This window comes from Ahrensia sp. 13_GOM-1096m, from assembly GCF_000620605.1.
GTDB classification, from domain to species: domain Bacteria; phylum Pseudomonadota; class Alphaproteobacteria; order Rhizobiales; family Rhizobiaceae; genus Ahrensia; species Ahrensia kielensis.
The window spans coordinates 283,168-305,954 of sequence record NZ_JIAX01000010.1 but is presented as its reverse complement, the minus strand read 5'-3'; the positions used below and the strand labels follow the sequence as shown (position 1 = coordinate 305,954).

At 46.2% G+C, this 22,787-nt stretch carries 20 protein-coding genes; 13 read left to right on the top strand and 7 right to left on the bottom strand.

Annotated features, from left to right (window positions below; all coding sequences use genetic code 11):
- Positions 1-3 precede the first annotated feature (3 nt).
- Positions 4-483, top strand: a complete 480-nt coding sequence (locus N530_RS19250; protein WP_026480222.1) for a plastocyanin/azurin family copper-binding protein — start codon at positions 4-6, stop codon at positions 481-483.
- Between the two features lie 21 nt (positions 484-504).
- Positions 505-789, top strand: coding sequence for a copper-binding protein (locus N530_RS19245; RefSeq protein WP_026480221.1), 285 nt, complete (start codon positions 505-507; stop codon positions 787-789).
- Positions 790-900: 111 nt separating this feature from the next.
- Here N530_RS19245 and N530_RS19400 read toward each other — a convergent pair whose 3' ends face one another.
- The 5 genes from N530_RS19400 to N530_RS0107640 all read right to left on the bottom strand — a co-directional run bounded on the left by N530_RS19400 (position 901) and on the right by N530_RS0107640 (position 7,623).
- A complete protein-coding gene (locus tag N530_RS19400; RefSeq protein ID WP_256374314.1) occupies positions 901-1,029 on the bottom strand; it encodes a hypothetical protein in 129 nt (42 codons plus the stop codon).
- Positions 1,026-1,508, bottom strand: coding sequence for a DUF305 domain-containing protein (locus N530_RS0107655; RefSeq protein WP_026480220.1), 483 nt, complete (start codon positions 1,506-1,508; stop codon positions 1,026-1,028). The genes N530_RS19400 and N530_RS0107655 overlap by 4 nt, the downstream gene beginning before the upstream one ends.
- 404 nt (positions 1,509-1,912) lie before the next feature.
- On the bottom strand, positions 1,913-2,545 hold the full coding sequence (locus N530_RS17640; protein WP_051540818.1) for a hypothetical protein: 633 nt from the start codon (positions 2,543-2,545) through the stop codon (positions 1,913-1,915).
- Positions 2,542-5,064: an N-6 DNA methylase gene (locus tag N530_RS0107645; protein ID WP_026480219.1), complete on the bottom strand. Its 2,523-nt coding sequence runs from the start codon at positions 5,062-5,064 to the stop codon at positions 2,542-2,544. Before N530_RS0107645 ends, N530_RS17640 begins: the two co-directional genes overlap by 4 nt.
- A gap of 12 nt (positions 5,065-5,076) precedes the next feature.
- On the bottom strand, positions 5,077-7,623 hold the full coding sequence (locus tag N530_RS0107640; RefSeq protein ID WP_026480218.1) for a DEAD/DEAH box helicase family protein: 2,547 nt from the start codon (positions 7,621-7,623) through the stop codon (positions 5,077-5,079).
- A gap of 278 nt (positions 7,624-7,901) precedes the next feature.
- Between N530_RS0107640 and N530_RS0107635 the strand changes: the two genes are divergently transcribed.
- The 4 genes from N530_RS0107635 to N530_RS17635 all read left to right on the top strand — a co-directional run bounded on the left by N530_RS0107635 (position 7,902) and on the right by N530_RS17635 (position 14,331).
- Positions 7,902-8,852 carry a hypothetical protein gene (locus N530_RS0107635; protein WP_026480217.1) on the top strand — a complete coding sequence of 317 codons (951 nt, stop codon included), beginning with the start codon at positions 7,902-7,904 and terminating at the stop codon, positions 8,850-8,852.
- Between the two features lie 638 nt (positions 8,853-9,490).
- A complete protein-coding gene (locus tag N530_RS0107630; protein ID WP_026480216.1) occupies positions 9,491-10,504 on the top strand; it encodes a hypothetical protein in 1,014 nt (337 codons plus the stop codon).
- 195 nt (positions 10,505-10,699) lie between these two features.
- On the top strand, positions 10,700-13,231 hold the full coding sequence (locus N530_RS0107625; protein ID WP_026480215.1) for an AAA family ATPase: 2,532 nt from the start codon (positions 10,700-10,702) through the stop codon (positions 13,229-13,231).
- A 680-nt stretch (positions 13,232-13,911) separates the two neighbouring features.
- A complete protein-coding gene (locus N530_RS17635; RefSeq protein ID WP_051540817.1) occupies positions 13,912-14,331 on the top strand; it encodes a hypothetical protein in 420 nt (139 codons plus the stop codon).
- A 12-nt stretch (positions 14,332-14,343) separates the two neighbouring features.
- Here the strand turns inward: N530_RS17635 and N530_RS19395 are convergent, their stop codons facing one another.
- Positions 14,344-14,466, bottom strand: coding sequence for a hypothetical protein (locus tag N530_RS19395; RefSeq protein WP_256374313.1), 123 nt, complete (start codon positions 14,464-14,466; stop codon positions 14,344-14,346).
- Between the two features lie 152 nt (positions 14,467-14,618).
- Here N530_RS19395 and N530_RS0107610 point away from each other — a divergent pair, with 152 nt between their 5' ends.
- The 7 genes from N530_RS0107610 (at position 14,619) to N530_RS0107575 (ending at position 22,188) form a co-directional block, all read left to right on the top strand.
- Entirely contained in the window at positions 14,619-15,866 is a 1,248-nt protein-coding gene (locus N530_RS0107610; protein ID WP_026480214.1) for a type VI secretion protein ImpB, read from the top strand.
- Positions 15,863-16,114 carry a hypothetical protein gene (locus N530_RS0107605; protein ID WP_026480213.1) on the top strand — a complete coding sequence of 84 codons (252 nt, stop codon included), beginning with the start codon at positions 15,863-15,865 and terminating at the stop codon, positions 16,112-16,114. Before N530_RS0107610 ends, N530_RS0107605 begins: the two co-directional genes overlap by 4 nt.
- Before the next feature lie 1,155 nt (positions 16,115-17,269).
- Positions 17,270-18,031 carry an ABC-three component system protein gene (locus N530_RS0107600; RefSeq protein WP_026480212.1) on the top strand — a complete coding sequence of 254 codons (762 nt, stop codon included), beginning with the start codon at positions 17,270-17,272 and terminating at the stop codon, positions 18,029-18,031.
- The gene (locus tag N530_RS0107595; RefSeq protein WP_026480211.1) at positions 18,028-18,252 is read left to right on the top strand and encodes an ABC-three component system middle component 7; all 225 of its coding nucleotides are present in this window, start codon (positions 18,028-18,030) and stop codon (positions 18,250-18,252) included. The genes N530_RS0107600 and N530_RS0107595 overlap by 4 nt, the downstream gene beginning before the upstream one ends.
- Positions 18,242-19,849: a DUF2326 domain-containing protein gene (locus tag N530_RS0107590; protein ID WP_026480210.1), complete on the top strand. Its 1,608-nt coding sequence runs from the start codon at positions 18,242-18,244 to the stop codon at positions 19,847-19,849. Before N530_RS0107595 ends, N530_RS0107590 begins: the two co-directional genes overlap by 11 nt.
- Before the next feature lie 327 nt (positions 19,850-20,176).
- Positions 20,177-20,842: a TrkA family potassium uptake protein gene (locus N530_RS0107580; RefSeq protein WP_026480209.1), complete on the top strand. Its 666-nt coding sequence runs from the start codon at positions 20,177-20,179 to the stop codon at positions 20,840-20,842.
- The gene (locus N530_RS0107575; RefSeq protein WP_247869174.1) at positions 20,839-22,188 is read left to right on the top strand and encodes a TrkH family potassium uptake protein; all 1,350 of its coding nucleotides are present in this window, start codon (positions 20,839-20,841) and stop codon (positions 22,186-22,188) included. The genes N530_RS0107580 and N530_RS0107575 overlap by 4 nt, the downstream gene beginning before the upstream one ends.
- A gap of 247 nt (positions 22,189-22,435) precedes the next feature.
- On the opposite strand, the gene N530_RS0107570 is transcribed toward N530_RS0107575, so the two are convergent.
- Complete coding sequence (locus N530_RS0107570; protein WP_247869173.1) at positions 22,436-22,777, bottom strand: hypothetical protein; 342 nt, start codon at positions 22,775-22,777, stop codon at positions 22,436-22,438.
- Positions 22,778-22,787: the final 10 nt, after the last annotated feature.

The following is a 22,787-nucleotide window of genomic DNA, read 5'->3' as shown; positions in this document are numbered from 1 at the left end:
TCAATGAAAATTTCACTGACAATCACAGCCCTCGCTCTTCTTGTTGCTGGCAACGCCTTTGCTGCTGGAAGTCATGCAGGTGGGCATGACCAAATGAAGATCGGTGTGCCCGGCAAAGCATCAAAAGCTACCCGTACAATTGAGGTCATAATGAAAGAGACGGATGACGGAGACATGCTCTTTGAACCCAATACAATCCAAGTAAAAAAGTTTGAAACTGTTCGTTTTGCCGTCAAAAATATCGGTGAGTTAGAGCACGAATTCGTTCTAGACGAACACGATAATATCATGATGCACAAAGCGGCCATGGAGAAAATGCCGGAGATGGAACATGACGATCCAAACGCCGTGCGTTTGATCGAGGGCACCGATGGCGAGATCATTTGGACATTCACAACTGCTGGCACATTTGAGTTCGCCTGCCTAATTCCTGGACACTACGAGTCAGGCATGAAGGGCAAAATTCAAGTTGCCGTTAAATAATTTATCAAAAAGGAAAATACTATGAAAACTATCGTAAAAACAGCGACGGCAGCAGCAATTATCATCGCTTCTATGACGGCATCTTTCGCCGTGGAATATACTAAAGGCACCGTGACTAAGGTGGATATGAAGCAGAAAAAAGTTACCATCAAACATGAGGAACTGACAAACTTAGACATGCCCGCCATGACTATGGTGTTTCGTACAATTGATGAGGCGATGCTGGAGAAATTGAAGGAAGGTCAGCCAATCGAGTTCGTTGCTGATCGCGTTAAAGGCAAACTAACAGTTACTGAATTGAAGTAATAAAAAAAGTCAGGCAGGCGTAATAATATACGCCTGCCTCCTGCTTACTTTCGTCATTTTTATTTGGTCGATGTTCGGCAACTTCCAGATTGAATCAATGTTCAATGCGGTTCATTTCATCAAATATTTGATCAAAGCTGCTATTGCTAAAATGACAACGATGCCAATCAGTGCCATGCCAAACATGCCATAGCCCGCCATTCCGTTACTCATCATGTCGTTCATCATGTCGTTCATCATTGTGATTTCCTTTCGACTTCCGGTGTTGCTGCTTGGCCTCCGTTTAGGTCGATAATGAGCGCCTTCATTTCAGCAATTTCGTTTTTCTGTGCTTCAATAATATCATCGGCAAGTTTTCGCACACGTGGGTCAGATATGTTTGCGCGACTACTCGTAAGAATGGCGATTGAGTGATGGGGTATCATCGCCTTCATCCATGAGACATCGTCTACCGTATCTTGGCTGCGCACCAGATAAAGCGATCCTGAAAATAGCAATGCTGCGCCTGCAAAAATAGCGATATTCATCTTCTTGTTTGTGTACATACTTAGCGTGAAGGCGAGCATTATTACCGCCATTACGGCTCCCATATAAAGCGCCATATAGGTTCGTGTCTCACTAAAGAACACATGATCCAAAGCCCAACTATTCAAGTACATCAGCCCAAACATCACAGCTGTGGATGTAATGATCATTGCGAAAAATCTCGAATAGCCCATGGCTCTCTCCTTTGCGTTTGCAAAAGGTAAACAACATTCCAGCGCTGGAAGGTTCCCTAAATAGAAAAACTTTTTTGACCTTCCATCTGGCGCAAGCTGTCATCAGATCATACGGAGTGAATAAAGTCGGTCGCGCTTACAGAAATATTTAAGTTAAGTAACTTCTCTATTTCGTCGGTGTGTAAGGGTCCGCCAAAGCCGCTTTTGGTCTACTTACTGGCTCGGATTTGATCGACGTTTTATCAGATAAAAACGCCGGACTGTTAATTGTCGGGTGAGATTGATCCAGTTTGCCGTTTCGTCATGATCCAGCTTCAATGCGAAAAGCTTTTTACCTGTAACTAGTTACACCTGTTTCGGTGGGGCAGATTCAAATGAAAAGATGGGTCAAAATCTGCTGAAAATCAACAGTCGATATCGCTCATCGACATATAAAACTGCTTCACAAGCACTTCGACAACTTGTTCGCTTACATCAACGTATTCGCGTTCTTCCTCATCTTGTGAGGCTATCAGGAAGTTGCGGTAGCCTTCTTTTATGATATCGGAGCTGTGCCGTTGGATTTCTTCAACTGTTCGTAAGATGTCGACCACCTTACGGCCAAATTCGTTTTCTGAATTGAAGAAGATGTTCCCGTTTGCATGGGCAGTGTTGTTTCGTTCACCAACGAGCTTGGCATAGGTCCCGATTTTGCCATTGTCGCATTGGATCAGCTTGAGAAACCGGAGTACCGTGCTTTCGTTGACAACACTGAACACGAACGGCGATGTCGCCGCCATCAGGTCCTTTTCCATGTTCTTGTTGAACCCAACCATCGCGGTTTCAAATTGCACCGGACGGATCAGCTTGATCTGCCAGATGTTGAAATAAACAAAGCTCATCACGAGCATGTGGTAGGCGAGGAAAGCAAACTGGTATTTGTCGTGCTCGACGTTTGTGACATAGGCGTCCCACAAAAAACTCACATAGTCACGCTCTTTTCCTGTGTGATAAGAAACAGGCAAGTAATAATGGATTGTTTCTGCACCCTCAATCATGCCGCCGCCTCGTCAGCCGACTTGGCTTCCCCCCAGACCCGGGCGATTGCAGCGTCGATTTTCTTTTCAAAGCGGACGATCAGGTCACGGTTGCCGTCGACTATGGCCTGCTCGGCATCTAGCTCCTGAACGATTGAAGCTTGTTCATCCGGCGACGGCAACAAGATTTCCCGCTCCTTGAGTTTTGAGAAGTGGCGGCGGTAACCATCTTGTGGCAATGGATATGCCCGAAGGAAATAGGCGAGATAACGGGCTAACACGCCATCTTTTGCTTTTAAAATTTTGATGCCATCAGCCCCTTGAACAAAAGGCTGGTCGACAAACTTCACTACGCATGTATGATCTCCAAAAATTACCAACCCTTCGTTGGGTTGGATCGCGCCTTGAACCTCATTCGTCCACCCGGCGATCAGCTCTTTCGACTGGTCAATGATTGGTATTTCACCTTCCAGCATATAGTCATCTGTCTGTAATTTCAGCTTTGGCGTTACCGTCTCGATCAGGTTCTTTAGTTTGTTACTGCCCCACTCGGGATCAATTGGAATGTATGGGCCATAGTTGTCGATGACGTCGCGGGCACCGTCTATCACACGCTGATAGCTTTCGATCTCTTTCACAATTTCCCTTTGCACTTCAAGCGGCGGCAAAGGGATTTCAAACCTTTCAATAAACCCGCGTGGCACCCTTTGCAAACCACCCGTTCCTGTCATTTGCGGGATAGCTCGTGAACGGAATGCCTCGTGCATCACGCAGCGATAAATCCACTGTGGCAAGACCTTCTCGCTTGGCCGGATTACATAATATTCGCTTGACCCAAAGCCAATCCCGTTGGCAAGGTTCTGCGCGATCCCGGCTTTCCCGTTTTCAAAGCATGGTGTGACTTTTGCGAGTAAAACATCGCCATCGGCAAAGTAGGTGTAACTGCTCCCCACTTCGCTCAGAAGCATTGTTTCAGAGGGTTCAAACCCAATACGCCATTCATTAAGGTCAGCCATTGGCGCAAAGGAAACTTCGGTGTCGCCGTCCAGTTCTTTAAGTTGGCTTTTGGGTGGGTTGATTTTACAAATTTCACCAATCGGGACACGAGGAATTGCGTACTCTTGCTTTTCTTCGGTCCGGTACAGCTCTCCACTGAAATTAAATTCATTTTCGATCAGTTCTGTGCGCTTGACTGAAAACCCGTGTTGGCTTTCAAGCTCTTCGCCACCGCCAGCACGTGCGGCTTGCAACCAATCGGAAAGCTCGGCCTTAACCTGTTGAAGCTCCGATCCCTTTTGAGCCTTACGCTGCGCTCCAAGAGCAAACCCATCATTTTCAATCTTGAAAAATGCGACATGCTTGCTTGCTTTGGCGACTGCACGATCAAGGATCAATATGGACGTCTTGACGCCAGAGTACGGGTTGAAAACACCTGCAGGTAGCGAAATCACAGCGGCGAGATAGCTTGCTTCCAACATTTTGCGCAAAGCGACGTAGGCACTTTGGCTTTGGAAAACGACACCTTCCGGCACGACGATAGCAGCGCGACCCTGTGGTGTTAGATGTTCCGCGATGTAGTCCACAAACAAAACTTCGCTGCGCTTCGATTGGACCTGAAACTTGGTATGTGGCTTGATCCCTCCCTTCGGAGACATGAACGGCGGGTTGGCGAGGATCACATCCGCCATCTCGCCCCATTTATCTTCCGACGTGAGCGTATCGTACTCCTCGATCTTAGGGTCGGCAAAGCCATGTAAGTAGAGGTTCACGAGGCTAAGCCGCACCATGTCAGGCGAGATGTCATAACCTTTGATGTTCTTTGCAATAAGCGCACGATCTGCTTGGCTCAAGAGGTCGCCCGCATAACGCAAAGGGCTTTCCAGTGCCTGCTCAGATGCATCTGTGCCTTCGGACACCCCATTACCGCTGTTTGCGTTGGTCGAGTTATTTTTCAGAATGTGTTTGTAAGCCGAAATCAAAAATCCAGCCGTGCCACAGGCCGGGTCCATAATGACTTCGTTTTTCTTTGGGTCAATAATTTCAACCATAAAGTCGATAATGTGGCGCGGTGTGCGAAACTGTCCCGCATCCCCTTGACTGCCCAAGACCGAAAGTAGGTATTCAAAGGCATCACCGAGCCGCTCGCTGTTCTCATAGGAAAACCCGTTAATCTCCCGTAAAAACGACCGTAGCGTTTCTGGATCGCGATATGGCAGGTAAGCATTGCGAAAGATCGACCGAAACAACTCTGGCAAGCCAACATTTTCGACCATCTTCGTTAGCGCTTCTGAATACGTGTTTAGCATCTCTTGTCCAGTGACACCCGGAGCCACCAACTTTGACCAACGGTAGCGTTTGTATTCTCCCGTGAAGAATGATACTTTGCCGCCTAATTCTTCTGCTTCTAGATCCATGTCGTCCATGAACTTATAGATAAGGGCAACCGTAATTTGTTCAACTTGGCTTTTCGGATCAGGGACTTTTCCGACGAGGATGTCTCGGCACGTATCAATTCGGCGTTTGGTTTCACTATCCAGCATGTCGGGCTTTCGCTATAGAAATGGGTTCAAAGACACATAGTCTTTTATATATTCGGGAATTCGTTTTCGCCACGCAGACGGCACATCTTTAAGGTCTCGTGTTGTAAAGGTGGGATTAACATTGAGATCTGCAAACATTCCATCGTCTATTTTAGTGCGAACATGTGCTTCACATATGTACGCCTCAAAGAAATAGCGCATTTCACGGATTTTTTCTCCTTCTTCAGGCTGTTGGTCTGACAAAAATTTTTGAAACTCATCTTCGATTAGCTCGGACTTACTTCTGAATTTTGGGATAAAACCAAATGCCTTTTCGATTAATTCCCGGACTGAAATTCTGCGATCAACTCCGGCGGCGCGGCGTAGCTTTTCAAGGTTGTAGAACTCGGCAGGCTTGTTGAAGATTTCCTCGATTACATGGCGGGTAGCTGCTTCCCAATTGTGTGCCTCAACTAAGTTGCTAAGCATAATATCACTACGAGCGGCCTCCTCGAACTTTTGGAATAGTTCGCGGTCAATCCGCATGCCATCTAAACCGATCTGCGTTTCAGTTTGCGAGACAATCTCGTCAGGGTCGAAGTGTTCATATGAGCCCGGACCCACAACATATACGCTACCTCCCTCATTTCCACCGCCGGTAATCGCCGCAGGCATTGAAACAGAAGGTACCTTTAGTTGTTCATCGTAATTAAATTTTTTCTCGAAGAACTCGCAACTTGCGAAAAAGTCGAACAAGCGGAAAACATCCTTCTGAACATCCCCAAGCGCGTGCTTCTGGGCTGGATCAAACATCTCTTCAACAAAGTTATGTTTCCGCGTCCCTCGTCCCTTAACTTGTACGAAATCCGAGGGTGAAAAAATCGGGCGCATAAGCGCTATGTTCAATAAGTCTGGGCAGTCATAGCCGGTGGTCATCATTCCCACTGTCACGCAAACTCTAGTTTTGCAAGTCCGATAGTTTTCCAAGAAATCGTTACGCCCACCAAGATTATTATTCACGAAATTCACAGTCATTCGCTGAGCATCAGAAACGTCACTTGTGACTTGCATAGCGAAGTCAGAATTGTATTTATGCGGCCAAAGTTGGTCGGCCATTTGGTTTAAAATTTGGGTTATCTTAGCGGCATGATTTTGGCTGACTGCGAACGCAATTGTCTTACCAAATTCACGCGAAATTGGATCACGCAACCCATTCTCCAAAAGCGTTTTACATAGCGTGATATTAGTATGTTCAGCGAAGAACTTTTTTTCAAAATCTCGTCCAGCAAATGCCTCACTGATTTCATTGCCGTTATCGTCAGTTGTTTCAACCACAAAGCCTTCGTCAGACAAGAGCTGTGTAGTGACACCAGTCCGAGCATCAATGACATATGGATTAATTAGAAACCCGTCTTTTACGCCATCAATAAGTGAATAGCGGAATGTCGGATCTCCAGATACGCAACCAAAGATGCGATAAGTATCAAGCATCATTCTACGCTCAGTTTCTCTGGGATCGCGTTTAATTCCCGTCGCCTTGCTTCCTTTTAGATAGTCTTTTGGCGTTGCCGTGAGACCGAGTTTATAACCGATGAAGTACTCAAATACCGCACGCGCATTCCCCCCGATTGAGCGATGGGCTTCATCAGAAATAACTAAATCAAAATCGGTTGGGGAAAATTGATGACGATACTTGTCGTTGAACAATAGAGATTGAACGGTGGTGACAACAATATCGGCCTTTCGCCAATCGTCTCGCTGTTCTTTATAAATCACTGTGGTGAAATCGTTTTTGAGGTAGGCTTTGAATGCCTTGTCCGCTTGGATTTCCAACTCTAGGCGATCAACTAAGAACAAAACCCGCTTCGCGTTTCGTGTCTTTAAAAATAACTTGATTAAGGCCGCAGAGGTGAGAGTTTTCCCCGTTCCTGTTGCCATCTCAAACAAAAACCGTGTGGAACCAAGTTTTGCAGCATCTTGAACACTTCTTATTGCGCCCAATTGGTACTCTCGCAAAAATCGCAACTTGTTCTTTTCAATGAAGTTGGCACGTTCGTTTTCTGCTTTCCATGCGGCGTCCTGAGCATAACCGGGCATTTGTGTCAGAGTTATATAATCGTCGGACACTTGCTCATTAGCGAGACGGTTCACATCAGGTTCAAATTGGTAATGGTTCCCAATTTGGTCAGGTGCTGGAAAGGCGGAGATAACAGTTGGGCTTCCCTGCCGCAGATCCCAGAAGTAGTGGATATTTCCGTTGCTGAGTATTACAAACCGCGCGTTTTGAGACCGGGCATAGCGTCGAGCTTGTTCTTTGGCAGATAGCGGGTTTTTAGTTTCTGATTTCGCTTCCAAAACGACTAGTGGTTTACCGTCGTGATCTAAGAGTAAAAAATCTACGAACCCATTCACAGTTTTTTCTAGATCTTCACCGAGATTGCTTAAGTCGTTCTCAGTTATTTTGACATTTGGCTCCAAAACTATATTGGCCGACCCAAACTCATCGTCAAAAAAACGCCAACCGGCATCTTCTAAAAGTCGGTTGATTTTTATTCTTGCTGTGGCTTCTTTGTTAGTCAACGAACGCGTCCCTTTGTCCTCCAGCGATCATTGGCATAGCTTGCAGTTTAATTCCACCATGCACTTTGCTCAGCTAAATTAGTTATCGTGATATTTGCAATCAGTGAGCGACATTATTGGCTGATGCAAATGTTGATCGATGGTCGTAGTAAGTCGTGATAAGTGAATGTTATCGAGAGTTGGAATATTGTTAATTATCGTTTTTGACGGCAAAGCCGCAAAACTAATTTAATTTCTTCTCATTATAATTCTACCAACTGCAATCGTTGGAGTCTCATATGGCCAAGGAAAATGCCTACATCAGATATTTTGGACGCATGGAGAGCTTGGGTGATGAAATTCCATGGACTGAAGGTGTTTCAAATATTTACGAGCATATAGCTTGGTATACTGCATCGGTACTTGGTGTATCAAAAACGGTATATTGGCAACGCATTTTGAATTGGGTAGACGTACCAGAAATCGCCGCCTTAACAATGGCTGACAAGGTCGCGTTTGTTAAGAAACGATTGGCTGATGAAGTAAATGCAAGTGAGGCATTCGAGCCATATGAAACTCCTCAATCCTTAATCGCAAAGCCTTATGAATGCCTCCGGAGAGCTAGATATTTTTCAGAAGACTATCTGAATAAAGAGTTCGATATCTTTATGTCATTAGCTTCTGATGCTTACATAAATTCTTTTTTCACAAAGGCACTTGGACTACAATTTGACGGTTGCTGGACAACTCATGGGAATGGGGGGCGATTTCAGACCTCGACGATGCCTGATATGCAGATGGACAACCTCTGTTATGATCGCGAACATAATCAAGTAGTCGCCTGCGAATTGAAACTTGGTGGCAGGAAAAATATCGATCAGCTATTGAAATATGGTCTGCTGTTCAAAAGATTGCAAGAAATGTCGATGTCACCGGCAGGGACACGACATTGTCTTCTCTTCATATCTGACAAAGAGATGGAATTGGATTGGGACGCGCTCATTGAGAAAGAAATATTTGAGGTTGCAAGGCGGAATTCACCAAGCTGCACAAAGTTGCTTGATAATGATGTGGTTTCTACAATTCGGAATACACATAAGGCTAGTATTAGATGGCAAGATTTGCAGGCTTTAAATGTAGAATGGCTCGCCGGATTAACGGAAGCTCAGTCAGTCGAAAAGAAGTTGCTCGTAGGTTTTAACAAAAGCTTGGCTGAGAAATTCCATCTGCAAGTAGCGCACTCATCATAGTCGATTTTAACATTAAAACTCGCGCATAGACCTAGGTATCATCGCATTCTTACGTTTAAACTCATTTTTGATTAGACGAGCACCAAGTAGCTAGATCTTGTTACCAAGTCTTAAGTTTGCCGTTGGTGGTCTATTAAAACTTTAGTATTTTTTATTCAGACAAATTAACCGTGTCGGCCGATCGCGCTTGCTAAAATATTTTGGTGGGAGATACTGATTGGTGCTGCAATTGTGCAGTTAAGTCGGCTTCAGCCGAGTGGTGGTACACTCAACCGAAGCCTGACCTCACAACCTTGTACGATAAGGATAGAGGCTATGAACAGCTCTACTCAATTTGGGATCATTCGTGAATCCCTAAATCATAAAAATATGCGTTCTGGAATTTTGGATCATTATGCGTCCTGTTGCCGTGCTTTACGCGCAAACGGACCTGCATCCATTTCATCCAACTTCTCAATCTAATCGCGGCCATTCTTTTGATCATGGCTGCTGGCGCTTATGCGCTGGTAGGTGTGCGTTATCGTCTTTTCCCAGAATGCTCGGTCCTTGTTTGGCAGGGCTTGTGTCGGGGAAGGCGGGTACAGCTCGCATGTGCGATGATTGAATGAAACTGGCTGCCTTTTTTAAAGGCGCATATCATGTTTACAGAATCCCATAATGTGATCGATACTTTGTTCGATGCACAGGAATATAACTCATCAGCTTCATTTACTGGCGATGCCAGTGTTGCTGCTGTTGAAACTGCAGCAAACACAGCCACTCAGGCGACAGGAGCAGTTACAAAAGCCGAGGCTGAACTGCATAAAAAGCTGCGCGCTATGGCGCAGAAAGCCGTTACAAAAACAAAAGTAACCGGCTTATCGCTCGATCCAGTCCTTGGTTCAGACAATACGCTCATATCGCTTGGTGCTAAACTACAGCGCCAACATGGAATGGCATTGCCAGTCGCACTGACGGCCGTTCTAACGTTCCATGGTCTAAAAGTTATTCGTGAAGCACCGATACCTTTGATGCTGACCGCCTGTCGTATGGCGTCATGCAATGACATCGATGCACTGCGAAAAGTAAATATGCCTGAAACAGACACGATCAAAGAGATCTACCGTGCTGATCTCGTCGTGATTGATCCTGTCTCAGGCTATATCGGCGCGTTTGATTGTAAGCGTGGGACGGGTAATTCAGATTCATCATCAAAAGCGCATCTTGAGAAGAAACTCAAAGCGTCATTAAGTTCATTACACAGTTGGGCAATGAGCGCGCATAAGTTTGGTAGCCTCACTGAAGACGTTCGTGTGATCGATCTATATGCGCAATCTGGCTATGCTGATAGTTTGAAAATCAATGGCTGTGATCTGGATCATTATTTTGGCTATGAGATCATCCGCCATATGGCCGTATTCAACAAAGAGTTTAGTGCTTGCTCAATGGCCGTGCGTAAAGCGTCTGGCTCTCGCTCCGCAGGCGAGAATGCAGAACTAAGCAAGCATGATGCGGATGATTTTGGTTTTCCTATGCCAGAAGAAGCCATTCAGGCTGACCTGATGGATTATGACTCTGAGATCAACATCAACGAGCCAGCTCTGCGGATTGCTAACTTTCAATTCAGCCCAGCGGTCGCGCGCCAGAAGTTTATCGCTGCGAAAGCCCATTAGTTGAGCCTGCGCATAAGCGCAGGCCTACCAATCCCAATCATGAATAATCACTGCCTGTCGCTTAAGCGCAGGCAGATGGAGAAGCACGATGTCTATTCATCAGAATGAAGCAGCAGCAGTAAGCGCTGACGATCACCTATCATATAGGGCAACGATAAAATGCAGGCAGCCGTCCGTATCCGCAAGGAGTGCGCTATGAGTGACCTTGATAAAAGTGCCAGTGTTGACAGCAGATCGAAAGAGGCGAGTGTTGACAGCACACTGTGTGAAGAGGGCGCTCAAAAAGCCATTAAACAGCCTGATAGTGCCATATCGAGCGAAGGTACTAATGTTGACAGCAATTTGGCCATCAATGTTGACAGCGAAGCGACCGCTTCAGGCGATACGCGATCAGATAAAATTCTTTCCGAAGACGCGTCTAAATTAATGCTGTCGCAGCCACGCAAACGCTTGAAGCATTTTAACGTGCCAGCCATTGGCGCACCTTTTCATGAGATGCCGAATGGAACGAGAATAGATTTTAGAACCTATCGTTTGGATGATTGGCTCAGCGAGCAAAGCAATTGGGCTGCCGGTTCTGATGCCAGTTTAAAGACCAGAGTTCAGCACCAGACGCTTGCTGTGATGGATGGGCGAGCTGCGTGGAATGCCACAGACCTAAATATCAAGCTCGATGCCGGTGATCCTCTCGCCATGGTCTCAGATCTGGTCGTTATGCTGTGTAACGCAGATGAGGTTCATCCGAGCGTTAGCAGTGCAGATTGGAATAAGGCTGCCATGCTTCTCAATGGCATGCCGGAAGCCGATACAAAACGTTGGGGGAGTGACAGCGCACTTGCTGCGTCGGGTATCAGACATCTTTGGAGCAAAGCTGCTTCACGCGGTGAACGTTGGATATTGGATCTGGCAGATCGCCTGCTTGTTCCCATGATTTATGAAACGCGTGCAAAGGAATTGATCTTGATGGCGATCGACCGTGTGCGTGCGGATGATCAGACAGCAACAACTTATCTTCAGGAACTATCCGTCACCGATATTGATGGGCGCTACGGCGACGTTATTGGCAGCAAGGCTCCCCATCATGCCAACAAAATAGCCATGGCACGATTATTATTACATCTGCTGGATAGTGAGGTTGCAAACATATTTGATGGTTTTGAGCGCGAGACTTGGGTTACCTTTGGTCTGTATAGACCGGAACGAGCCCGCAGCTCACTGGTGGATGTTGCAGGCAGCTGTCTGTTTGATGATATTGCTGACGCAGTACGCACGCAGCTGATTAACGAAGGCTATGATCTGAACAGGCTCGTTAATGAAGTTGCCGCCGTAGAGGTTCAAGACCCCATTGTCAGATTGATGCCTGACGCGCAACCAAGAGAGCCTGACCTTCATCCAGACGCGGATACAAATGCGGACGAAGAAGACGCCATTTTCGACCATTACAGGGATGACGAAAATGGGCAGGGCGATGCCAGTATTGAGGATATCAATCGGCTAAACACCAAGAGCAGCAGCGGTGAAGAAACTGACACCTTATTGAACCTGCCCGTGGATCCACATCGCTATGAAACACTGGCTGACCTTCTTTATGAGCAGGTCGAGATTGCATCCATGTCAAACACTATGCCGCTACTATCACCCAGCTCTAATGTCCGAAACATATTGTCTCAGATCGCTGTCAAAGCGGGGAGGCAAGAAGAGGCTGCAGCGAAAGCTCAAAAGGGTACAGGCGAGGCAAGCAGCATCGATAGTTTCCAAGTGGAAACTGACTGTAGCCCTATTGCAGGAATAGACATCACACAGTCCTTTAGGTTGTCCGATGGCCATGAGGTAGCGATCATTATGCCCAACGCACCGGCATCTATAGGAGGCAGCGATGCTCAAAGCACATTCGAACAAATCAAACCGCTGATTGGTGCATGGTTACCGCTTACCAAAAAGCCGGATCTAGTAACCGTACGCAGCCATTTGATGGCTGAGTTTCCGCATTTTGAAAATGTCATTGATGCAATACTTAACACCATGAGGGCACAAAACAGTGTTCGCATGCCGCCGATACTTTTATTAGGCAAGCCTGGCAGCGGCAAAAGCACCTTTGTACGGCGATTAGCACAAGAGCTGCAAACACATCATGTCTGCGCCGATATCGGTGGTTCAACTGATGCCATGTTGCTAGGTTCATCACGCAAATGGCACAGCTCTGCACCAGGCCTTCATTTCCAAGCTATAATGGATGGCCGTGTGGCAAACCCAATCATCATTCTTGATGAGCTTGATAAGGCAGGCGGCTCAACCCGTAACGGTGATATCCGAGCAAATTTATTATCAATGTTAGAGCCATCCACCGCATCAAGCACAGTTGATAAGTATTTTGAGGCGCCCATTAATTATGGCTGCATCAATTGGATATTTACAGCCAATGACGTGGCTTCAATTACATCGCCATTGCTCAATCGTTTAAAAGTTCTCAAATGCTCAGAACCATCAGCAGAGCATATGCCGATCATTGCAAGCAATATTTTGAAAGCTGAATACAAGAGCCGAGGCTACGATAGCCGTTGGGCAACACCGCTCAGCATTGTAGAGCTGAATATCATCCAAGCACATTGGCTCAGCATAAACACAGGCAAAACTACCATGCGCAAGACTAAGGGATCTATCCGCAATCTGAAGCGCTATGTCGAACGCCTCATTGATATTCGCGAACAAGAGATGCGCCAAGCTTGAGAGGAAATTCACATAAGCATTGCCAAGATTACGATTTATTGTGGTTTTTAGCGGGTAATTCTACCGCAAAATTAGTGGTGAGGGCGTTGCGCCTAAAAGCGGCTGCTTTGATTGAAAAATCGAGCAGCTGAATCTGGGTCCAATTAACTTCACACATGTTTTTATGATTTCACCACACATTTGCCTGTCAAAGTGTGTGAAGTTACATGTAAATTGTCAATATTTCCATTTTGAGACGTAATAACAATGGTTTACGGTGGTGTTAGAGGTTCGATAAAGTAGCGAAATAGCCCCCAAATATGCGTAAAAACGCTCAATTTTGGTCTTTTCACGCGCATTTTATGTCGTTTTTTTATTTCACCACACTTTTGGCGTCCAAACTGTGTGAAGTTACAAAAATACCGTGTGAAGTTAAACCTATTGAACGCACAAATTTCTTCTTTTCCAGGAAGAATTATCTAATAATTATCGTCGGTTAGGAGGTTGTCTTGGCTCGATAAATGAAGCCGAAAAATACTCGCTAAAAATCGCAAAAAGTATTTCACCACAACTTCCACTCCATTTGTGTGTGAAGTGTCTTTAAACATGTGTGAAGTTCGCAATTTGCCCGACTGATATGACATTGGCGGCCATAGATTTAGTCTGGACCCAATAAGTGTCCGCACGTATTTATCATCTTTATGAAAACACCGATTCTAAGCGCCGTAATCCTAAGCGGCATAATTCTATCCACTTCGGCCTCTGCAATTGAACTTTGCAAAGGTGGTGATCGTGCAGCACGAAAAGTCACCTGTTTAGTGGATGGCGATACAGGTTGGGAAAAGGGCGTTAAATGGCGCGCCAAAGGTTGGGACACGCCAGAATATGCAGGCCATGCAGAATGTGCGAGGGAACCAGCAATTGCTGCAAGAGCAACAGCTCGTCTCAAGCAGCTCATGTCAGGTGGTTATACGATTATATGGCATGGCGAAAAAGGCGGCATGAAGCGCGACCTTGTGAGCATTAAGCTACGAAACGGTCGGATGGCAGGTGATATATTGTTGGCCGAGCGTCTGGCCGTTAAATGGCCTCACAAACCGCGTGTTTGGTGTAACAATTAGCTGCTGCCATTCTTAAACACCAGCATACATCATCGCCAGTGTCGCTGATGCAATTATTGCCATTATTAATAGTGCGGACCCCCACCATGTCGGGGTAGGGCCACCATAGTCTTTTTGCTTATCGTATCCGGACATGGCTATCTCCTGCGATAAAGGACTGTGCCTTAAAACTATGAGGCCATATTTTTTTAGCGTCAAGTGTGGATAATAAGAGGATATAATTCCTAAAATCAATTGACTCGCATGAGATTAAGTTCCTATTTTGTTCTCTTTATGGGAATCGAATAATGCGCAAACCAACAACGATCGAAACGCTGTATTTAGACTTTGATGGGTTCTTTGCGTCAGTTGAACAGCAAGCACGACCAGCTCTGCGTGGTAAGCCGATTGGTATCGTTCCGTTTGAAGGAACACAGCATACCGTTGTTATCGCGTGCTCCAAAGAAGCAAAGGCGAAAGGCTGTCACAATGTGATGAAGGTGCCTGATGCGCTTAAGGCCTGTCCTGACCTTATATTGGTGCCGCAGACGCCTGATTTATACCGGCGCGCGCACAATACGCTTTTAGCAGAGATCAACACTATTATTCCGATAGATGCTGTGAAGTCTATTGATGAGCTTACATGCCGGCTTGATACTTCTCAGATCAAGAACCCTCATGACTTGGCTGACAAAATACATAATAGAATTGAGCGCTATGTTGGCCCGCATATCACCTGCTCAATTGGTTTTGCTGCTAATCGGCAATTGGCTAAAATTGCATGCAAGCAGGACAAACCAAATGGAACGACAATATGGACACCTGATCTGGTTCCTGAAGTTCTGTTTCCGTTACCCTTTGATGACATTCCAGGCATCGGGGAAAATATGCAAAGACGCCTCAATAAGATTGGCGTTTATGACATGCAGCGATTATTGGCTTTGTCACCAAAGCATATGCGCAAAATATGGAATAGCGTGACAGGTGAGCGGCTTTGGTATGTTCTCAACGGATATGCACTCCAAGCACAAAAGTCTGAGCGCGGTATGTTTGGCCATGGCCGTGTATTGCCACCTGACCAGCGTTCAATACCGGAAGCGTTTCAGATAGCCCGAATGTTACTGATCAAGGCGGCGCGTCGTATGCGCAAAGCTGGTTACTATTCTCACAAGCTGCATTTGTGGTGCGGTATGCGTGAACGCTCATTTGGCACCTCTATTGCGTTATCAGGTGTTCATGACGACAAAGCCTGCATAGATGGCCTCAAAGCCGTGTGGGCGCGACTGGAAGCATCTGTGCCACGATCAAGCCGGATCATTCGTGTGGGCGTCACGTTTGGAGATTTAAAGCTTGCTGGGCAGCGCCAGACAGACATTCTTTTAAATGATGATCCAGAGCGTCAAAAGTGGGAACAGGTTTCTCATGCGATTGACCATCTCAATGCAAAGTATAGCGGTTCAATCGTCACGCTCGGGCCATGGACCCCGCCAAAGGGTGGGCATCTTGGCGGCAAAATCAGTTTCACAAGAATACCGCGTGCGGAGGATTTTTGGTGAACTGGCGCACAGAAATCCAACTGACCGATATAGGCGAGGGTGAGCAATTAGAGGTCACCTGCCGTATATGCGGTCATACGCGTTATGAGGACCCGCAGGAGTTGGCACAACGCCCCGGACTTGAGTTTGCTTATCTGGATGAAGCAGAGGCACAATTGGTTTGTTATAAACGGGGATGCAGAGGCCGTGTTCGCCTCGCTCTTACGATGGAAGCTGAAACCGAAGGCTTCGTTGGCGGCCTGGCATAAGAGAGGATAGCCCTCTTATCTTCGCAAAAAAAAAGCGCTGTTTTAGTGCCAAAAGCTGGGCTCAATCGCTAAGAAGCCGCGTTAAGGCTTCTATGCAAATGAACATCTGAATTTAGGTCCAGTATACTGGACCAGAAAATTGCACGACCGATGTTACTAAATGAAGGTCTTGTGTTACTAAATGAAGGTCTTGTGTTACTAAATGAAGGTAAAGTGTTACTGAATGCTGGTCTTGTGTTACAGTTTTTTTGACAACGCCCCAGTATATAAGGCTTTAGAGCTGCTATTTTGCCAGTGTTGACAGCAAGGCCAAAAAGGAAACATGTTTTACTAGTTTTTTCCGCCCTCGTTTCCTTGCTCGTTATTTTGCAAATTTTCATGGGGGTTTTGCACGAATAGAGCTGCTTTTTAAAATTTGAAGGTCTTGTGTTACAAAGTGAAGGTCTTGTGTTATTTTTTGATACAGTAACGGGGGCGTTCGCGCTAAAAGCGAAAAATCAGCAGGCAAAAACTGTATTTTCTTAGAATGCGATATCAGGCGACCCGTCAGCGTTGATAAATACGGCAGCCAATAAGTAATTTATCGCCTCCAAACAAAGACGACCTGCCTAGCTCGTTCGTGCTCAACATTGGCATATTTGCCACCGTTAAATGACAGGTCGTGTTCTGTTTATGCGATGAGTTCGCTGAGTATGGCTCGGACGCGACGGTAAATATTGCAGTCAAGCTCACCAAACAATTGCCTTCGAATTAGACACGTCGGCGACAGAAATCGCTCAAATTTGTCATCGTTTGTTTGCTCAAAGCTTTCAGTTCTTTGTGTCTAAAAGCGCGGTTCCATTGAATGGCAATATGGGCGGGAAGCCGACATTCGCTGCGGATGCATTAGCGATGTAATAAACTCGATAGCTGACTTTGGAATGTTTATTGGTTTCGCCGGATATTTACAGCCAACTTGCATTCGATATTATCTTCGTCAAAGCGCAAATACTGGCTCGGCGTTCAATGCTCGACTGCAACAACTCTTACGCCGGAAACACTATCGAAGTAACCTCTTTTAAAAATCTGGTATGTGACTTTGATGAAAAATGATTATTAGTGAAGTTGAAAAAAAATTTATGCTAGGCCAAATGACTATTTTAGGCGGTACAAATATTGTCAAACGAAAGAAAAAAGCTTTCCCCCGCGCAAGAGCTTGCTCTTATTTCACAAGTTAATCGTGTGTGCCCATTGGACGCGGAGCCGCTATTTTACAAAACAGGCACAAGGTCGTTCAAGAATTACGAGATCGCTCACATTTACCCATTAAATCCTACTTCTAATGAAGAAAGTCTTTTGGAAAAGGAAGAGCGTCTTGGATTAGACGTTAATGATGAGGACAACCTCATTCCGCTTTGCACGACTTGCCATACTAAGTTCGACAAACCAAGGACAGTTGAGGGTTATCAGGAACTTGTTGCAATAAAAAAGAAGGCAATTGAACGAAGCAGCCAAGAGGAGCTATGGAAGACAAATCCTATCAAGGAAAGCATATTAGAGATTGTGAGTGCCATTTATGCCGATGCGGACGAAGGCATTGAAGCGGAAATTACCTTTAATTCCATGAAGGTCGACGAGAAACTCAACGATACTATTTCCAAACCTACGCGAAGAAAAATCAAAAATAACGTGACCGCCTATTACACGTTCATTCGAGAAAAATTGGTGTTGTTAGACAAGGCAGGTGACTGCACCTCCGAAATAATTTCTAATCAAATTAAGGGTTTTTACCTCATTCAAAAAGGAAATGGTGTTGGCCAGCAGGCGGCATTCGACAACATTGTAAAATGGCTCAATGCCAAAACAAAGGCAGAATCTAATGATGCTGCAGAAATCATCACCTCCTTCTTTATCCAAAATTGCGAGGTTTTCGAATGATCTGCCCTGACAAATTTACCTCCATCGATAACTCAATATTAGGAAAATCGACAAAACTACTCATGGAAGTTGGCACCCAAGTGACAGTTGGCCAATTGCGTTCAGAAACAGAAAAATTCTTTCCGAACGTGTCGGACTTTATATTAGCCTTGGACACACTCTTTGCACTCGGCAAGATCGACTTCAACGAAAGTACGGGGATGCTTACTTATGTTGACTGAAATTCACTGTGAGAAGTTTAAAACCAAAACCATAAAGTTTCATCCAGGTTTAAACGTAGTGCTAGGTGATCATGCCGCAACTAACTCTATCGGTAAGTCCAATCTTCTGATGGTTCTAGACTTCGCTTTCGGCGGGGACAGTTTTCTTCAACACAACAGCGATGTGCCCAAAGTGCTAGGGCACCATGATTACCATTTCCGCTTTAAGTTTGAAGCTAAGGATGTTCACTTTGTCCGAAACACGGACACCCCCGACCTAGTTCACCAGCTTGGTGCGGGTTCCAAAGAAGAGACCCCTATATCAATTGAGGATTATAGAGCCTTCTTAAAGTCTGCCTACTCTTTGGACGACGTGAAGTTAACATTTAGAGCTATTACCTCGCTGTTTTCTCGAATATGGGGCAAAGACAATCTAGATGTAAAACAACCGCTGCATTCACATATAAAGGAAACATCCGCTAATCGGATTGACAGCCTAATCAAGCTCTACAAAGAGTATGATGACATTGACGCTTTGTCAGATTCAGTAAAGGCGCTGGCTGAAAAGAAAAAAACGGTCACAAGCGCTTATAAGCAAAACCTAATACCCAAAAGCACGAAGAGAGAATACAAGGACAGTCTGGAATCGTTGTCCGAGATCGATACCGAAATAAAAGAGATCAAAAACAATCTTGCCAAATATGCTGTCAGCATCGGCGAAATTGTAAATCGTAGGGTCTTTGAACTAAAGGAAACCAGAGATGCGCTAATAGGAGAAAGAGATAAAGCTTCCATCAATCTTTCGAGGGTGACCAGAGATCTGAACAAAAACAATTATATAAAAAGTAAAGCTTTTAAGAATCTCGAAAAGTTCTTTCCCGAATCTGATCTCGATAGGTTTGGTGAGATCGAACACTTTCATTCAAAGATTGCGAGCATCCTCAGAGACGAGCTTAAGGCCAGCGAAAAAGAACTAACCACGACTCTCTACGAGTTGGAAGGTGCATTAGATACAGTCGATCTGGAGATTAGAGAAACGCTCGGAAAAATCGATCAACCTACTGTTATTGTAGACAGGGTCCACGACCTCGCTGTTCGACGCAGTAACGCGATGAGAAAGATCGACTATTTTGAAACTGAAAAAGAAGTAACTGAAAATCTGCGCGATGATAAATTACGACTGGCCGAAGTCAGGAATTCGATCTCGGCCCATATCTCAAATATTATAAACAACAAAATACGAAAGCTGGTCGATGTTGTCTATGATGAGCATAGAACAAGCCCAAAGTTGGAAATCAGTAACAATAACTACAGTTTCTCGGCTGTTGAGGATACAGGGACCGGGAAAGCATATTCCAACTTAGTTCTGCTGGATCTGGCAATTCTACAAACAACCGCTCTTCCCTTTGTAATCCATGACTCTGTGCTTTTTAAGAACATTGAGAACGAGGCAGTGGCCCATCTTATAGAACTATATGTTTCGTTTAACCGCCAGACATTTATTGCGATTGATGAGATACACAAATACGGAACAAAAGCTGAAACTATCTTGAAAGAACACAAGGTTATTGAACTTTCCAATGAGAACCAACTCTACATAGAGGACTGGAGAGGTTAAAGACAGTTCGCAGTTAATGTGAACGTCTTCTTTGGCGGGCCATGCTGCGGCATCGCGAACGGCATCAATGGGCCGCTCGTGTAGATCGACACAATGGGCGGGAAGCGGTCATTCGCTGCGTAATGCATGGAGGTCTGCTTTGCGGACTTTCCGGACTTCCGCTGCGAGTGCACCAAAGTCCGGTTCAGAGAAGTGTTGAATAAACCTTGTATTTTGGAACGAGCAAGTTATGAAAAAAAACGTATCATTTGCGTTTTCAAATGACGCACAGTAGGTGGGGCCTCATCCACATGACGAAACCAGATGGGCAGTTCGAATAATAATATCATGGCAAAGCACAACAACCGCACATTTGGTGTCATTGGTCTTGGAAACTTCGGAAGCACAGTTGCGACCGAGTTGCAACGTTTTGGCAACCATGTGATCGGCATCGATATCAACGAGGCGAGAGTTACCAAGTATGCGGAAAATCTCTCGCAGGCTATGATTGTGGACGCCCGCGACGATGCTGCTTTGCGTGAAGCTGGGTTGGCAGATTGCGCAATTGGTCTGGTCGCGATGGGCTCTGATCTTGAAGCCAGCATTCTCGCTGCAATCAATCTCAAGCTGATCGGAGTGCCTGTTGTCTGGGCAAAGGCAACCACCAAGACGCACCACCGCATCCTAAGCAAACTTGGCGTGGATCGCGTCGTGCATCCAGAAGTCGAGGTCGGGCAGCATATTGCACAAGTTCTGCACAATCCGCTCGTGCGGGAATACGTCAGTCTGGGCAATGGCTACCATGTAGTAAATTTCCGGATCCCCGAAAGTCTTGAAGGCAAATCTCTATCGGATCTGAAACATACATCCGGCTTTGATCTGCGCTGCATCGGCGTGATGCGGGGAACCGAATTTCTGGGTCAGGATGGCAGCGATTGCGTGCTTGAGCGTGCTGATCTTCTCCTGCTTTTAGGCCAGCGCAAGAACCTGCGCGATTTCGCCAGTAGCCTGTGAAACCGCTGCGCCGCTTCATGCGTAAATTGCGGTTCGACAGGTCCATTAGCCTGTCACCACCCGCTATTTTGGTGTTGGTTTATATCGTTTTCATCTTCCTTGGCGGGCTGCTACTGTGGCTGCCAGTTTCACACACAGGTGACATAGGCTTCAGTGAAGCGATTTTCACATCAACCTCTGCTGTGACAGTGACAGGGTTGGTGCTCGCTGATACCGGATCGGCCTTTACTGGATTTGGTCAGGCTGTCATAGCGATCCTCATACAGCTCGGTGGCCTAGGGTTAATGACAACTGCCGTGCTAGTTCTGGGCGCATTGGGTATTCAGGTTGGTATGCCGCAGCGCATGGTTTTGCGGGAGGAGGTGAACCAGACTTCCTTGTCTAATCTCACAGTTTTGGTGCGCATCATTCTTATCATCGCGTTAATCTGCCAAACCATGGGCGCAATCTTCCTCGCTTTCGTATTCGTCCCGCAATACGGATGGAATGGCATATGGCAAGCGGTGTTCCATTCGGTCTCTGCCTTCAACAACGCGGGTTTTGCGCTGCATCCGGACAGTCTATCACAATGGGTTGGCAACTGGGTTATCAACATCGTGATCCCGCTGCTGTTCATTTTTGGAGGTATCGGTTTCATCGTGCTGGGCGATATTTATCAGAAACGAAACTGGACGCGGCTTACCCTGCATACAAAACTAATGCTGGTGGGCACGATTATCTTGATCCTCTGGGGCAGCATCGCATTTGGCCTGCTGGAATGGTCCAACCCCGACACGCTCGGCAAGCTCACCACTGCCGAAAAGCTCTGGGCCAGCTGGTTTCAGGGTGTGACACCTCGCACAGCCGGTTTCAATACGATCAACACGGGTGGTATGCACGACAGCTCAACCTTACTGACGATGACCTTGATGGTCGTGGGGGGCGGGAGTACGTCTACCGCTGGCGGAATCAAGGTGACCACGCTTGCAGTTCTTCTGCTGGCGACTTTGGCTTTCTTCCGCAGGCGAACAACTCTTCATGCGTTCGGTCGGTCAATCGGTCTAGATGAGGTCATGAAGGTCATGGCGCTCACCACAATCTCCATGTTGCTCGTGCTGACAGGCATTTTTATCGTCTCGATCAGCCATGATGGTGACTTCATGGATTTGGCGTTCGAGGTGACATCGGCTTTTGGCACTGTCGGCCTTTCTCGCGGTGCGACAGGTGAACTGGACGGATTCGGCCGCGCAGTCCTTATTTTTGTAATGTTTCTTGGCCGTGTCGGCCCGCTAGCCATCGGTTTTTTTCTGGCAACCCGCAGTGTTCCACGCGTGAAGTATCCATCCGGCCAGATCTATCTGGGGTAACGACGAACTAAATGTATCATAGTGTGCTTCGCCAAGGGTGTTTGCGTTCAATAGACGTTACATTTTTGCAGGGCTGAGATCATGCAGATTTTACGCCGCAACAAATGCCGTTCAAAACTCACGAACTCATGTAAAATGTTTTGCTGTGTTGCCAAAACAGACATTCCAGCATCCTGCAACATCGGTCAAAGAGGGCTCTAAACAGACCTTTGCTGCAATGAACACCGATGTCCGTTAAGGGCCGATCTTACTTCACCGAATGCTTGAATGGAATGACGTTTGACCCACCATTCGCAAATGCAACGGCACCTTCAGTGCGAATGGTTTTAAGTGCCACTGCAAGTGCTGTTTGGTCGTCGTCAAAGAGATCATCCCAGACAGTAGATGTTCCATCTGCGCTCACAACTTCCAGCGTCCAGCCATCGCCACCTTCCAGTTTGTAGATATCCACTTTGAACGGCACCCCATCCACAATAGTGCGCTGAGAGGCGCTCGAACTGACAATATTGGGTTCACGTTCCATCTGTATGCCTCGCTGGTTTACTGCTGCTTTATAGGGTTTTTGAGTGCGGAAGCCAACGTCCATCATGCGGATACTA

What these genes read in the sequence shown, in the direction of transcription:
- N530_RS19250 (WP_026480222.1), top strand. Translation starts at nt 4, where the DNA reads ATGAAAATTTCACTGACAATCACAGCCCTCGCTCTTCTTGTTGCTGGC.
- N530_RS19245 (WP_026480221.1), top strand. Translation starts at nt 505, where the DNA reads ATGAAAACTATCGTAAAAACAGCGACGGCAGCAGCAATTATCATCGCT.
- N530_RS19400 (WP_256374314.1), bottom strand. Translation starts at nt 1,029, where the DNA reads ATGATGAACGACATGATGAACGACATGATGAGTAACGGAATGGCGGGC.
- N530_RS0107655 (WP_026480220.1), bottom strand. Translation starts at nt 1,508, where the DNA reads ATGGGCTATTCGAGATTTTTCGCAATGATCATTACATCCACAGCTGTG.
- N530_RS17640 (WP_051540818.1), bottom strand. Translation starts at nt 2,545, where the DNA reads ATGATTGAGGGTGCAGAAACAATCCATTATTACTTGCCTGTTTCTTAT.
- N530_RS0107645 (WP_026480219.1), bottom strand. Translation starts at nt 5,064, where the DNA reads ATGCTGGATAGTGAAACCAAACGCCGAATTGATACGTGCCGAGACATC.
- N530_RS0107635 (WP_026480217.1), top strand. Translation starts at nt 7,902, where the DNA reads ATGGCCAAGGAAAATGCCTACATCAGATATTTTGGACGCATGGAGAGC.
- N530_RS0107630 (WP_026480216.1), top strand. Translation starts at nt 9,491, where the DNA reads ATGTTTACAGAATCCCATAATGTGATCGATACTTTGTTCGATGCACAG.
- N530_RS0107625 (WP_026480215.1), top strand. Translation starts at nt 10,700, where the DNA reads ATGAGTGACCTTGATAAAAGTGCCAGTGTTGACAGCAGATCGAAAGAG.
- N530_RS17635 (WP_051540817.1), top strand. Translation starts at nt 13,912, where the DNA reads ATGAAAACACCGATTCTAAGCGCCGTAATCCTAAGCGGCATAATTCTA.
- N530_RS19395 (WP_256374313.1), bottom strand. Translation starts at nt 14,466, where the DNA reads ATGTCCGGATACGATAAGCAAAAAGACTATGGTGGCCCTACCCCGACA.
- N530_RS0107610 (WP_026480214.1), top strand. Translation starts at nt 14,619, where the DNA reads ATGCGCAAACCAACAACGATCGAAACGCTGTATTTAGACTTTGATGGG.
- N530_RS0107595 (WP_026480211.1), top strand. Translation starts at nt 18,028, where the DNA reads ATGATCTGCCCTGACAAATTTACCTCCATCGATAACTCAATATTAGGA.
- N530_RS0107590 (WP_026480210.1), top strand. Translation starts at nt 18,242, where the DNA reads ATGTTGACTGAAATTCACTGTGAGAAGTTTAAAACCAAAACCATAAAG.
- N530_RS0107580 (WP_026480209.1), top strand. Translation starts at nt 20,177, where the DNA reads ATGGCAAAGCACAACAACCGCACATTTGGTGTCATTGGTCTTGGAAAC.
- N530_RS0107570 (WP_247869173.1), bottom strand. Translation starts at nt 22,777, where the DNA reads ATGATGGACGTTGGCTTCCGCACTCAAAAACCCTATAAAGCAGCAGTA.